The 13717-nt window shown below is 57.7% G+C and carries 13 protein-coding genes and 1 pseudogene; 9 read left to right on the forward strand and 5 right to left on the reverse strand.

From position 1 onward, the window contains the following. Positions 1 to 5 precede the first annotated feature (5 nt). From P3R82_RS07575 to P3R82_RS07590, 4 genes are all read right to left on the reverse strand, one after another. A complete protein-coding gene (locus tag P3R82_RS07575; protein ID WP_283193625.1) occupies positions 6 to 839 on the reverse strand; it encodes an ABC transporter permease in 834 nt (277 codons plus the stop codon). Next, a complete protein-coding gene (locus P3R82_RS07580; protein WP_113177648.1) occupies positions 836 to 1648 on the reverse strand; it encodes an ABC transporter ATP-binding protein in 813 nt (270 codons plus the stop codon). Before P3R82_RS07580 ends, P3R82_RS07575 begins: the two co-directional genes overlap by 4 nt. Before the next feature lie 5 nt (positions 1649 to 1653). Then, positions 1654 to 2688 carry an ABC transporter substrate-binding protein gene (locus P3R82_RS07585; RefSeq protein ID WP_113177650.1) on the reverse strand — a complete coding sequence of 345 codons (1035 nt, stop codon included), beginning with the start codon at positions 2686 to 2688 and terminating at the stop codon, positions 1654 to 1656. 737 nt (positions 2689 to 3425) lie between these two features. Continuing rightward, positions 3426 to 4280 carry a LysR substrate-binding domain-containing protein gene (locus P3R82_RS07590; protein ID WP_113177652.1) on the reverse strand — a complete coding sequence of 285 codons (855 nt, stop codon included), beginning with the start codon at positions 4278 to 4280 and terminating at the stop codon, positions 3426 to 3428. 88 nt (positions 4281 to 4368) lie between these two features. Between P3R82_RS07590 and P3R82_RS07595 the strand changes: the two genes are divergently transcribed. The 3 genes from P3R82_RS07595 to P3R82_RS07605 all read left to right on the forward strand — a co-directional run bounded on the left by P3R82_RS07595 (position 4369) and on the right by P3R82_RS07605 (position 6733). After that, positions 4369 to 5070, forward strand: coding sequence for a haloacid dehalogenase type II (locus P3R82_RS07595; RefSeq protein WP_113177654.1), 702 nt, complete (start codon positions 4369 to 4371; stop codon positions 5068 to 5070). A gap of 14 nt (positions 5071 to 5084) precedes the next feature. Continuing rightward, complete coding sequence (locus P3R82_RS07600; RefSeq protein WP_283193626.1) at positions 5085 to 5876, forward strand: aldolase; 792 nt, start codon at positions 5085 to 5087, stop codon at positions 5874 to 5876. Positions 5877 to 6061: 185 nt separating this feature from the next. Next, a complete protein-coding gene (locus tag P3R82_RS07605) occupies positions 6062 to 6733 on the forward strand; it encodes a GNAT family protein (protein WP_283193627.1) in 672 nt (223 codons plus the stop codon). A 223-nt stretch (positions 6734 to 6956) separates the two neighbouring features. Here P3R82_RS07605 and P3R82_RS07610 read toward each other — a convergent pair whose 3' ends face one another. Next, positions 6957 to 7169, reverse strand: coding sequence for a hypothetical protein (locus tag P3R82_RS07610; RefSeq protein WP_162746483.1), 213 nt, complete (start codon positions 7167 to 7169; stop codon positions 6957 to 6959). 577 nt (positions 7170 to 7746) lie between these two features. Between P3R82_RS07610 and P3R82_RS07615 the strand changes: the two are divergent. The 6 genes and pseudogenes from P3R82_RS07615 to P3R82_RS07640 all read left to right on the forward strand — a co-directional run. Beyond that, positions 7747 to 8773, forward strand: a pseudogene (locus tag P3R82_RS07615) (MFS transporter); the annotation flags it as partial. A 177-nt stretch (positions 8774 to 8950) separates the two neighbouring features. Next, positions 8951 to 9655, forward strand: a complete 705-nt coding sequence (locus tag P3R82_RS07620) for a YoaK family protein (protein ID WP_283193628.1) — start codon at positions 8951 to 8953, stop codon at positions 9653 to 9655. 18 nt (positions 9656 to 9673) lie between these two features. Next, positions 9674 to 10099 carry a DUF1622 domain-containing protein gene (locus P3R82_RS07625; RefSeq protein ID WP_111564218.1) on the forward strand — a complete coding sequence of 142 codons (426 nt, stop codon included), beginning with the start codon at positions 9674 to 9676 and terminating at the stop codon, positions 10097 to 10099. Positions 10100 to 10131: 32 nt separating this feature from the next. After that, positions 10132 to 11175 (forward strand): LLM class flavin-dependent oxidoreductase, encoded by a 1044-nt coding sequence (locus P3R82_RS07630; protein ID WP_283193629.1) that lies wholly within the window; start codon positions 10132 to 10134, stop codon positions 11173 to 11175. 329 nt (positions 11176 to 11504) lie between these two features. After that, a complete protein-coding gene (locus tag P3R82_RS07635; protein ID WP_283193630.1) occupies positions 11505 to 12683 on the forward strand; it encodes an alkene reductase in 1179 nt (392 codons plus the stop codon). A 211-nt stretch (positions 12684 to 12894) separates the two neighbouring features. After that, positions 12895 to 13641, forward strand: coding sequence for a cytochrome c (locus tag P3R82_RS07640; protein WP_283193631.1), 747 nt, complete (start codon positions 12895 to 12897; stop codon positions 13639 to 13641). Positions 13642 to 13717 lie beyond the last annotated feature (76 nt).

Here is a 13717-nt window from a genome sequence, read left to right on the forward strand (position 1 = left end):
ATGCGTTAATGCTGCCCGGCGGGCTTCCAGCGCACGACCTTGGTTTCGACGACCGAAACGATGAAGAAAAGCACCACCGCCAGCAAAGCGGCGATCACCACTGTTGCGTAAAGAAGCGGCGAACGGAAATTGTAGGTCGCCTCGATGATTAGCGCGCCGAGCCCAAAACTCGATCCGATCCATTCCGCAACGATTGCACCCATGACGCTGCTGGTGGCGGCGATCTTTAGCGCCGCAAACAGGAACGGCAGGGAACTCGGAATGCGCACCTTCCAGAGGATTTCCGATTGGCTTGCAGAGAGAACCCGCATCAGGTCCAGCATGGCGGGCGGCGCGGAACGCAGCCCCTGCACCATGTTGACCAGCGTCGGAAAGAAACAGATCAGGCCCGCGATGATGATTTTTGGCGTGATCCCGTTTCCGAAGATCAAGACCAGAATAGGCGCAAGCGCAATGATTGGGATCGCCTTGACGAATACCGCAATGGGATAAAACGCCTTTTCGGCGACTTTGCTGTGCACGAACCAGATTGCGAGCAGGATGGCGACGAGATTGCCGAAAATGAAGCCGAGCACAGCCTCCAGCAACGTCGGCAGAAAGTTGCGCATCAGCGTCGCGGCATTGTCCCGCAGGGCAAACATCACCTCGACCGGGCTCGGCGCCATGAATGTCGGGATCTTGAAGACCCAGACGACCAGCTGCCAGAGGACGATACAGCCGACGGCCGCGACAATCGCCGGAATGTTTCTCGAAAGAACGCCGACCGTTGCATCGATCAGCGCGATCTTGCGCGGGACGGCGCCCATGCCGCGCTGTCCTGTTTGTACCACGTCGCTCATAGGCATTCCTCCAGGAGCGAGCGCAAATGCGCCGTGACCTTGATGAACTCCACCGTGTCGCGCATCGCAAGCGAACGCGGATAGGGAAGGTCCACTTTCATGAATTCCTTCACGCGGCCGGGATGAGCCTGCAGCATCAGGACGTACTGGCCGAGGAAAGCGGCTTCCGGAATGGAATGGGTGACGAACAGGATCGTCGTTCCCGTTTCCTGCCACAGCCGCAGCAGCTCCTCGTTCAGCTTGTCGCGGGTGATTTCGTCCAGTGCACCGAACGGTTCGTCCATCAAAAGAATTCGCGGACGAGTTACCAGGGCGCGGGCAATCGCCACGCGCTGCCGCATCCCGCCGGAAAGCTCGTGCGGCAAGGCGTTCTCGCGTCCCTTGAGGCCGACCATTTCAATCAGCTTGTAAGGATCGGCATAGGAGGACTTGTCGTGTTTTCCGACTTCGAGCGGCAAGCACACATTGTCGATGACGCTGCGCCAGGGAAGCAGGGTCGCGTCCTGGAAAACGAAGGCGAAATCGCGTGCCTCCCGCGCTTGCTGCGGCCCGCGCCCGAGAACGGAGACCGAGCCGGCGCTTATATGGACGAGATCCGCGACACAGCGCAGAAGGGTCGACTTGCCACAGCCCGATGGCCCTAGCATGGTGACAAAGGCCCCTTGTGGGATATCCACCGTTACATCGGAGAGAGCTGTAAACTCGTTATCTTTGTCGCCGAAGCGGATATCGAGATGACTGACCGCAACCGCCAGACCTGATTCGTCTGGCACAGGCGCAGGCCGTTTGGCTGATGTCGCTCCCATCATGACCCTCATCCGACCTTTTTGCGGATAGCCGCGGTTGCCTCAAGAATGGACATGGTCGCGACGTCGTCGACAGTCGGCACCGCTCCGGCAAACTGCTTGAGGTCGGCATAGGCCTTGATCTGCGCCGCCCAGTTTTCCTTGCTCATCGCGCCCCAGCCGGTTTCCTTGGTGCTGTCGCCGAAGGAGAAATCGATCACCGAACGCACGGCCTTGAGTTCGCTTGCCTTGTCCAGATTGGGATAGGCTTCGACAAGCATGTCGACCGCTTCTTCCGGATTGTCGCGGACATAACCCCATCCCTTGGCCGCAGCGGTGGTGAAGCGAACCAACACGTTGCTATGCTCATCGAGCTGCTGATCGGTCGTATAATATACGTTGGCGTAGAGCTGCAGGCCGGCATCCCAGAGCATCATGTCGACGCGATCGTCACCGAGCACGGCAAGAGCGTTCGTGTTCGTCACCCAACCGGACACCGCATCGGCCTGGCCGGTGAGCAGCTGGTTCATGTCGGAGCCCATATTGACGATCTTCACCTGGCTTTCTGCAATGCCGTTCTTTGCCAGGAGAGCCTTGAGAAGGACCATCGAGGTCGGCGGCGTCGCAATCGTTTTGCCAATCATGTCCTGCGGCGTCCTGATAGGCTTGGCCTGTTTCGAGAAATACGTAAAAGGATGCTTGCGGTAGCCCGCGAGGAAAGCCTTGACCGGAACGCCGGCGGAACGCGCCAGCATGATCGACGGGCTTGAGGAGAGCTGACCTATGGTCGACTGCCCGGCTGCGACACCGGCGACGCCATCGACATTCGGCCCACCCGGAACGATGGTAAGCGTGACGCCCTGTTCCTTGAAGAATCCCTTTTTCATCGCGGCGACTTCGCCAATCACGCCATTGGAGGCGAGCCATCCGAGCTGCATCCGCACCGCGGCCTCATCGCTGGCATGGCCGGCACGGACGCCAATAAACGTCTGGGCCGCGGCAAGACCCCCGACTAAGGCAGAATTGGATAGGAAACGGCGACGATCCATCATTAATTGAGACATGCTGATAGTTCCCCTATTGATTGGGCGATCAGACTTTTCGTCTTTTATCCACCAATGAAGCGGATGATGAGGGAATTTGGCGTTCTAATAAAGAACAATTATGCGCACTTTGAATTGCCGAAAAGGCAACGCTATTTGACCCTGGTGGCTCGCCCGATAAATGAGCTTGTCAGCTTCCAGACGCCTCGTTAGTGAAAAGTGTCGTTCGGGGCGCCGCCTCGCCTAGACTAGATCGGTAAGAACAAGTTGATCTTTGAACGGTGACATTGCCTTGGCGCAACGATTGTCCGAACAAGTTGGCGCGCCACCTTAAAAGCCTGTCCAAACATGTTTCACGTCTGGGATAGCTTTGCCAACCTTATGGCCAAAGCAGTCGAGGCGTTAAGCCGCACTTGAATCAGCTTCGGGGCCCTCGAAAAGGCCATGCGCTCCCATGTCTCATTTCTGTCAGTTAACGGCTATTCTGAAGTGGAAGCTCTTGCGCAGCATGTTAGAGACAAGGTAGCCCCAGCCACGGATCGGAGAGGTCGTGGGTTCGACCACCGTATGCACATGCAGCCACCTGGGTCTCGCTCTCGAGGTGACGCCGACTGACATCGAAACGAAATTCCCTTCCGTTCATATAACATCGGTGGTCTCCTCGGTTGGCCGCTGGGCTTTCGGTAAACTTCGGTTACGCAACTTGTTCGGGCACCTTGACTGCGAGCGGCACGCGAGCAGCGATCGACTGGACACCGCTACGACAACATATCAGCCAAAAAATTCCCGACGGACTGAGCCTCTGACGAGAGACTCGCCCGTCCTTTAACCAGTGCGATTTCGGATGCCGGCTGATCGTCGAAGCCATCCTCCGGTCCGAGTTCCCGATGTTCAGGAAGTATGGCATCGGAAGGCAGGAGACTGATGCCAAGACCAGAAGCGACGGCTGCTTGTACCCCCATCAAACCCTGGCTCGTATAAGCAATCCGCCAACGCCGACCGCTGCGCTCGATAGCGCGGATGGCGCGATCCCGATAGATGCAGCCGACGGGAAATACCGCGAGGGGCACGGGATCGGCCTCGGCGGAGCGCGTGGCACTTTCCACCCAGATCAATTGTTCTTTCCAGCTGGCAAGACATTCCCCATTTCCGGGCTCACGCTTGATCAATGCCAGATCAATCTCGCCCGCATCCAGCAGGCGGCGAAGCTCCGTGCTCCAGCCGCTGACCGTATCAAGCCTGATATGGGGTGACGCGGCGGAAAATCCCGACAGCAGGTCAATCAGGCGACGCCCGGCAAAATCCTCCGGCACCCCGAGGCGCACGGTTCGGGGTGCCGAAGGTTCGCGCATCACCTCGGCGGCTTCCTCCGCGGTTGCCAGTATCCTGCGCGCATAGCTCAGCAGCAGTTCCCCGGCCTCAGTTGTCTCGACGGTTCCGGAAGATTTGTTCCGATGCAGCAGCCAGCTGCCCATATTGACCTCCAGCTTCTTGATCTGCTGGCTCACCGTCGATTGCGTCAGGTGCACCCGCTCGGCAGCCTTGGTAAAGCCGCCGCAGTCGACGACGGCGGCAAAGGTTTTCAGGAGGTCCAGATCGAAGCCGAAGCTCATTTGATTTGCCAATGATAGGGATAATAAGATTTAATTTCTCAATCTACGCAGGTTTTGTCAATCTTGGGAAAACGCTAGGAGAACATATATGAACTTGACCGGACCCAAGCCGGGCTGGCTGACCTTTGATTGTTACGGAACCCTGATCCAGTGGGACGAGGGCCTGTTGGCGGCGATGGACAGGATACTGTCCGCAAAAGGCGGCGATATCGATCAGAAGATTTTCATCGCGGTTTATGACCGGCATGAACATGCGCTGGAAGTGGAGCGCCCTCACCGAACGTTTGCCGAGGTCAGCGCCCTTGCGCTGGAACGGGCCATGAGCGAATTCGGCCTTGCGTTCGAGGCTACGGATGCCGATATCCTGACCTCCTCCATCGGCAGGATGCCTCCATTTCCCGAGGTCGTGGCAACGTTGGAAACGTTGAAGGCCGCCGGTTTCCGCCTTGCGATCATCTCGAACACTGACGACGCTATCATCGCCGGAAATGTCGCCCAGCTTGGCGGTTCCATCGACCGTGTCATCACGGCTGAGCAGGCCGGTGCTTACAAGCCCTCCAGCCAGATTTTTCATCATGCCTGGAACAGCTTTGGCATCGGCATGAACGATCTCGTCCATATATGCGCCAGCCCGCATCTGGATCTCGCCGCAGCGCGTGAGCTTGGATTTCGCACGGTCTGGGTTGACCGCGGCACGTGCCGCAAACCACTGTCTGACTACCAGCCCAATGCAATCGTCCCGACGCTCGACAGGGTGACGGCCATCCTTCTTGCGGCAGGTTGGATGTAACTCAAGGGGAAAGCATGGCGCATGAACTGAATATTTCCAAGTTGAACCACAGTCTCAGTTATAATCTGAAGATGTATAGCGACGAGATATGGCAGGCAAGGGTTGATCTTGCTGCTTGCCTGCGCATGGCTTCTCGCCTGGGTCTTGAAGAGGGGATCTGCAACCATTTCTCGGCCGTTGTGCCCGGTCACCCAGATCTCTTCATCGTCAACCGCCTCGGCTGGGCGTTTCAGGAGGCAACCGCTTCATCACTGCTGATCTGTGATTTCGAAGGCAATGTGGTTGCAGGCGATGGAGTGCCAGAGGCGACCGCCTTTTACATTCATGCGCGGCTGCACAAGATGTCACCGCGGGTGGGCGCTGCCTTCCATACCCATATGCCAAATGCAACAGCGCTCAGCATGGTGGAAGGCGAGCCGTTGGTCTGGGCAGGACAGACGGCCCTCAAGTTCTACGGCCGTGTCGCGGTGGATGAAAACTACAACGGTCTCGCGCTCGATGAGAGCGAGGGTGACAGGATCGCCTCCGTGCTTGGTGACAAGGATATCCTGTTCATGAAGAACCATGGCGTCATGGTTTGTGCGCCCAACATCGCTGAAGCCTGGGATGATCTCTACTATCTCGAACGAGCGGCCGAAGTTCAGTTGAAGGCGATGAGCTCTGGCCGCAAGCTCCTGCCGGTTTTGCCTGATGTCGCAGCCGAAGCGGCGCGACAGATGCGGGAAGGGGACCCTGAAAGCGCCAGTATGCATCTGCAGAGCATCCGTCGGGTGCTGGACCAGGAAGCGCCGGGATACCGCGACTGATAGTTAATTCGAGCCGTCAGGCACGTCTAGAAATCCTTCAGCCGATCTGACTGATTTCAGGGGCAGGAGCTTGGTAGGTGTGGTTCAAGGGTAACTGTCGCCATGCACTCGCAAAAGAGACGAAAGCGAAAGCAAGCGGCGGTAAAAATTGTGGCTAATCCCGACCCGCGTTTGGAGTTTTACCAATGACTGACTTTAGAAACTGGAATGGTGTACCTGCTCCAGAAAAAATAGCTATGGAGGGGCGCTATGTGCGTCTCGAGCCACTGAACGTCGACACACATGGTGACCAATTGTTCGATGCCGTCTGTGGGCCAGACGCCGAACGGCTGCATCGCTGGCTTCCAGACGTCGTGCCGGAAGATAAGAACGCCTTTCGGAACTGGTTGGAAGAAAAAGCGGTATCCATCGATCCCCTTTTTTTCGTCGTCCTTGACAAGGAAACCGACAGGGTGGTGGGGCGCCAAGCTTTGATGGATATCAGCACCGCGCACGGTTCTGCGGAGATCGGGCATATTTTATGGGGCCCAGGAATGGCCGGCACACGCCTCGCTACCGAAGCTTTCTTTCTGTTTGCGGACTATATCTTTAAGCTAGGATATCGTCGTTATCAGTGGCGATGTAATTCGCGAAATGCGCCTTCTCGGAAGGCGGCCGAACGGTACGGATACCAATTTGAGGGCATATTCCGACAGAACATGGTGGTTAAAGGCGAGAGCCGCGACACCGCCTGGTTTTCGATCATTGATTCCGAATGGGAAGCATTGCGTCGGGGTTATCTCAAATGGCTAGATCCCGAGAATTTTGAAAAAGACGGCCAGCAGAGAATACCGCTTCGCCAAGCATTTAAACAGTAGGTGCTACTTCCCCTGCTCGCTATTTCGAGAGACTTTTAGAAGCCGCCACCCCCTTCATTTAGACTGGTGGCTAGGCTGACCTCTCTTAGTCCTTTGCTCGTCGAGAACAGCATCGCATTCGGCGGGTTCTTAATCAGCGGGGACCTACCGACGGCTTATTGTCATAACGAAAGACGAGCTTTCAAAGTTAGCCCTCTGCCTACCTTCAGGCAGAGCGTGCCGATCACAGTGGCCAATCCCGCATTGTCAGCACCCATGAGCAGCCATCACACGAAAGCGCCAGTTTCTTCAGTTCCTCGACGAGCACATCAAACACGATCCGGCAGCGCGCGCTGCCCCGTAGACCCTCGTGCATTACAACCCAGGTTTCTAGGTCAAAGTTGAACCGATCGGGAAGCACCCGCACCAGCTCAGGATCCGCGGCGATGATCGGCACCTGGCAGATACCAATACCAAAGGCTGCCCGGATCGCTGCAAGCTGGGCGACGTCGCTGTCGACGCGCAGCGCAAAGGCACTCGGGTTATGGCCGGGTAGCGCTGCGCGACCGCCCGGATCGCAGGCGTTTCGGTATCGAAGCCAATCGGATCATGGTTCGCAAGTGCCCCCATGCTGTTGAGAACGCCCCGGCGCTCGAGGTATCGGCGATGCGCATGTAAACCGATGGATATGACGCCGATCCTTTTCGCCACCAGGGCCTGCTGCTCGGGTTGAACCATGCGGATCGCGATATCCGCTTTGCGCTGGAGGAGATCGTCAAGGGAATTCGAAAGCGAGAGTTCGATCGCGATTGCGGGTGGTCTTCGCGCAGCCGCGTCAGGATCGAGGGCAGATGTTTGATGCCCACGATTTCGCTCGCGCTGATACGCACGGTCCCACTGACTTCACCGGCGCACCCCTCGGCCGTGCGAAGGAATGCCGCCGACACGGAGGCCAACGATTCCGCAAGCCGTCTAATCTCCAGCGCGGCGTCGGTCGGCGACAGACCGCGCCGCGTGCGGACGAAGAGTGCCGTTCGCTGGTCTGGTGGCCGCGGGCTAAGAACGCCAACGATGCGCTCCAGGAGAACTTCTTCGGCGCATTCCGGGCAGGCCTTCGCTACACCCGCTCAAGCCGGCCACTGCATGTCGTGCTGTTGCGTGCCGCGATCTTCTTCGCCTTCGCCAGCGCCGTTTGGGCACTTTTGCCCCTCGTAGCCCGCCAGTTGCTCGGTGGTGACGCCAGCTTCCATGGCATTCTGCTGGGCGCGGTCGGCGCCGACGCGATCGGCGGTGCACTGGTCATGCCGAAACTGCGCGAACGCCTGAGTTCAGATGGCCTACTACTTGGCGCGGCGGTTCTCACCGTCATCGTCATGGCCGTCCTATCGCTCGCTCCGCCAAAGATCGTCGCCATCGTTGCGCTTCTTTTCCTTGGTGGCGCATGGATCACCGCGCTGACGACACTGAATGGCGCCGCGCAGGCTGTGCTCCCGAACTGGGTGCGTGGTCGTGGTCTTTCCGTCTATCTGACCGTCTTCAACGGTGTGATGACGGCAGGCAGCCTTGGCTGGGGCGCCGTCGGTACGGCGGTCGGCATCCAGACGAGCCTGTTCATCGGTGCGGCCGGTCTTCTCGTGGCAGGCTTCATCATGCACCGTATCAAGCTTCCGGCCGGCGATGCCGACATGGTACCGTCCAACCATTGGCCCGAGCCGCTCGTTGCCGAGCCCTTTTGCCCATGATCGTGGTCCGGTCCTGATCCTGATCGAATACAAGATCGAGAGGCAGCATCGCAGCGCCTTCCTGTATGCGCTCGATACACTCTCCCAGGAACGGCGCCGCGACGGAGCCTATGGATGGGGTGTCACCGAAGACAGTGCCGATCCGGAAAAGATCGTCGAATGGTTCATGGTGGAATCCTGGGCCGAGCACCTTCGCCAGCACAAGCGGGTTTCCAATGCCGACGCCGACCTACAGGGCAAGGTGCTGACCTACCATGTCGGACCCGAAAAGCCGGTCGTCCGGCATTTCCTGACGATCAATCGGCCAGGTGCTGCATAACGATACCAGCATCAGAACAAATGGCAGGGCGGCTTCGGTCGCCCTTTTCATTATGTCGCGCGGCGCAATAAATTCGAAACTATTGATACAATTGTTGAACGGAGGATTTGCGGGCAAAACTGGGGCATATCGCGAGACAGAACATCGCGATACCAGATTTTAGATAAGAGAACAGCGATGAAAACTCCCCCCCTTCCGACCCTCCTGAGCTTCAACGGCGGTTATGTCGATACCCTTGGCTTCCTGTCGCTGTCCGGCCTGTTTACCGCGCATGTCACGGGTAACTTCGTGACGCTTGGCGCAAGCATGGCGCACGGTCTGGATGGCGCATGGTCAAAACTCCTGGCACTGCCGGTGTTCTGCCTGGTCGTCTTTGCCTCACGGCTGGTCTGCCTGAAACTGCCGAGCCAAAATCGCTCGCCGATCCGTCCGATGCTTGTGGTCAAGCTCTTGCTATTCGTCGGCGTTGCCGCCTACGCGCTCTATCACGGTCCGTTCCGGGCAGACGAAGGCGTCGCCACTCTTACGGTCGGCATGGCGCTGGTTTCCGCGATGGCCATTCAGAACGGGCTTCACAAGGCGCATCTGTCGAAAGCGCCGCCATCGACACTGATGACCGGCACGACCACGCAAATCATGCTGGATCTTGCCGACATTCTGGCCGATCCGAAAGCCGACGAGGTTGCAACGGCCAAGGCGCGGATAAAGAAGATGGCGGCTGCCGTGGCGACTTTTGCCCTTGGCTGCGGCTTTGGTGCCGTCGGCTACATGTACGCACCCGCTGTCGCTTTCACCCTGCCTGCTGTCATAGCGGTCGTCGCTCTGTTTGCAAGCAGCGCGGCAGCCGAGATCCTGAAACCTTACCAGCTTCTGCTCTGTTGAATTGAAGAGGAAATCATCATGGATATCGGCAGTGAGGCAAGCGGTATCGCCAACCTGATAGCACCCATTCTCAAGCCCTTGGCTACCGGTCTGGAATTCTTCGGCGTGGGTGTGATCCTGGTCGGCGTTCTGGTCGCAACCGTCGGATACATCAGGGATGTCTTCTCGATCGACCAACGCGAGGCCTATGAGCGCTACCGCGCCAATCTCGGCCGCGGGATCTTGTTGGGACTGGAGATCCTGATCGGTGCTGACATCATAGCGACCATCATCGCACCACTGACCTGGGAAAGCGTCGGACTTCTCGGACTGATCGTGCTCATCCGGACATTTCTCAGTTTTTCCCTTGAAGCCGAGATCGATGGCCAGTGGCCGTGGACGAAAAATGCGACCTCGTCAGCAGGATCCGGCTCGCCCTCATCGTCACTCCCAGCTGTGCGCTAACAACGTCTTCTTTTATCCGATTGGAACATATCATGACACAACCCTTGGAATTCGGCCTCGATACGTTCGGCGATGTCACAACAGGCCCTGACGGAGACCTGCTTGCGCAGCCGCAGGTAATCCGCAATGTGGTCGAAGAGGCAGTTCTGGCTGACCGGCACGGCATCGACTTCTTCGGTGTCGGCGAACACCACCGCAAGGATTTTGCCATCTCCGCGCCGGAGGTGGTGTTGGCTGCCATTGCGGCTCAGACCAGCAAGATACGGCTCGGCTCCGCCGTCACCGTTCTCAGTTCAGACGACCCGATCCGTGTGTTTCAGCGGTTCTCGACACTCGATGCGATTTCGAACGGGCGCGCCGAAGTCATTCTCGGCCGCGGTTCGTTTATCGAGTCCTTCCCACTCTTCGGCTACGACCTGTCGAAATACGAGGAACTGTTTAAAGAGAAACTCGATCTGTTCTCGGAGATCGTCTCCAAAGACGTCGTCAATTATCGCGGTGACTGGCGCGCGCCGCTGGAGGATCAGCGCATCTATCCGCCCATCGGAGACGGTCGGCTTAAAACCTGGATCGGTGTCGGCGGTAGCCCGGAGTCCGTCATACGTGCAGTCCGGTATGATATGAATCTGATGCTGGCCATCATCGGTGGCGATCCAGCCCGGTTTGTGCCCTATGTCGAGCTCTACAAAAAGGCTTCCGACCAAGCTGGGAGAACGCCAGGCGGTATTGGCGTCCATTCACCAGGCTATATAGCCGAAAGCGATGAGCAGGCTCGCCGTGACCTGTTCCCACATTTCAAGAAGATCCGGGACCGGCTCGGCAAGGAACGTGGCTGGCCGCCGGTGACCGAGCAGGATTTTGAGAACGAGATCGAACATGGTTCGCTGTATGCGGGATCGGCGGAGACCGTGGCCCAAAAGATCGCAACCACCGTCCGGACGCTTGGGATATCACGGTTCCAGATGAAGTATTCTGCTGGTCCCATGGATCACGACAAACTTATGCAGAGCATTGAACTTTATGGATCAAAGGTCGTGCCGCTGGCGCGCACCTTGCTCGACGAGTCCCCGAAGTGAAAGCGAGTAAAGAGTTATTCATGTCAAATATGCCCTCACCACCGCTCCAAATCGGCCAGCTATAGTATGGATCACCAATGAAAACGGGCAGGCAGAATTTGCCTGTCGGCAAAGGAGGGGATTCTGTCAATCGGCGCGATCGGTGTTTCATAGGCCGGATTTCTTTCCGACGCGACTGCCGGCATGGTTAGAGCCAGGGAAATGTTGGTGCCTACTGTCGGACTGAAAAGGGGCACCGGCATCATTGTAACGGAAACCGATATGCCGGCTGATCATTTATAACCACTACAGCGTCGATCGTTTTGAAGTTAGATTGCAGGTCTCGGGCCATGCATCAAAACTTCAAATTGAAAGACAAAGCCGTGAACGCCAACATTTTTTCTCCTATAGAAATAGCAGGGCTAACCTTGCGTCATCGTATTGCGATGGCACCCCTGACCCGTTCTCGCGCCGGGCAACCAGGTAACGTGCCGACCACGATGAATGTGGAATATTATCGTCAGCGTGCGGGCGCCGGCCTGATCATTACCGAGGCGACGCAAATCTCGCAGCAAGCACAGGGTTACGCCTGGACGCCGGGTATCTATACGCCTGAACAAATCGCCGGCTGGCTTGAGGTCAGCAAAGCCGTTCACGAAGAGGGCGGGGTAATATTCCAACAGCTCTGGCACGTCGGACGCGTCTCTCATCCAAGCTTCCAACCGAACGGCGGGCTGCCGGTGGCCCCGACCACAATGCCGGTGCCTGGAAAAACGTTCATTGTTGATGAAACGGGCAAGGGCGTCTGGGGAGAGATCCCGGAGCCGCAGGAACTGACCACAAGTGGCATCAAGACGATCATTGCCGACTATGTCACAGCGTCCCGGAACGCTATCGCTGCCGGTATGGACGGCGTGGAGATCCATGCGGGCAACGGCTATCTCTTGGACCAGTTCATCAACAGCAACAGCAATCATCGCATGGATGAATATGGCGGCTCGACAGAAAACCGCGCGCGGCTGCTTCTGGAAGTCACCGATGCAATCTCCAAGGAAATTGGTGCCAGTAGGGTGGGTGTCCGTTTGACGCCAATGGGGCGTTTCATGGGGATGGGAGACGACACTCCGGAAGAAACATTTGGCTACATTGCCGAAGAGCTCAGCAAACGCAGCCTTGCATATCTTCATCTGGTGGAGCCGGAAATTGTCGGAACCGTTCTCGATGAGAATTACGACCCTCGTTGGGACAGCATCATGAAGCTGCTTCGCGAGCGGTTCAAAGGCCCCCTGATTTTGGCGGGTGGCTTCACTTACGAGAAAGCCCAGGCAGCAATTGCCGAGGGACGCGGCGATGTTATCGCATTCGGACGGCTGTTCATCGCAAACCCTGATCTTCCGGATCGCTTGCGCACGAGAGCTCCCTTGAACGAGCCTGACAGTTCAACGTTTTTCGGCGGCGACAGTCGCGGATATGTGGACTATCCAGCCCTCATCCACGCGGCTGCCGAAACCGGTGCGGGAAACGGCTGACTGAAAAAGCGAGGTCGGTCCTAAACCGAGGTATAGGTCGTTCAAACCAAAGTGCGATTTCGCCATCCGCCGAGGCTGTTAAACCTTCACAAATCGATTTCTGGATGACGGCATGGATGCTGAGGCAACGGTGCGCTCAGTCTTTGCGCCTGCCACAGCGATGCTGTCAGACAGATCGTCGCCTGCATTCGTAATACAGAGGCAAGTCCATATGCATTACAGTAAACGCACACTGCAGGCGGGGGCCTCAATCCTTGGCCTCGCGATCACCGTGGGCTTTGGGGTCTTTGGGTGGATCGCCTACGAACCGGAACTTTCGACAATCCCGCCCCCTGATCGGGCTTCGATTCCGCCGGCTCTGATCCGCAAGGGTGAGCAGTTGGCGACCGTAGGCGACTGTATCGTCTGCCACACCGCCGATGACGGCCCGGCGCTTGCCGGTTCGCGGCCGTTGACTACGCCATTTGGAACTCTTTATTCCAACAACATCACGCCGGATCCTGAAACTGGGATCGGCAACTGGTCGGCAGATGCGTTTCGCCGCGCGATGAAGGATGGCGTCGCCCGCGATGGCAGCCATCTCTATCCAGCACTTCCCTATGAACATTTCACGCGCGTCACAGATGCAGATCTCGATGCTATCTACGCGTTTCTAATGAGCCGCGAGCCGGTCAAGGAGAGCGCTCCTCCAAACGAACTTCTCCCTGGTCTGGGCTTTCGTCCACTTCTTGCCGGCTGGAAACTGTTGTTTCTGCGGCACGAAGCGACGGTCTCCGAACCCATGGAAAGCAGCGAATGGAACCGTGGAAAATACCTGGTCGACGGGCTCGCCCATTGCGGAGGTTGCCACACGCCCCGAAACATCCTGGGCGGGGAAAAGTGGGCGGACGAGTTTGCTGGGGGGTGTTGCGGAAGGTTGGAACGCGCCACCTCTGGACGCTTCCAACCCGTCAGCTGATCGCTGGAACGTCGATACGCTTCAAGCCTATCTGAAAACCGGGACTGCGAAGGGCCACAGCACGGCAGCTGGCCCG

This window comes from Rhizobium sp. AN80A (genome assembly GCF_030053015.1).
Taxonomy (GTDB): Bacteria; Pseudomonadota; Alphaproteobacteria; order Rhizobiales; family Rhizobiaceae; genus Rhizobium; species Rhizobium metallidurans.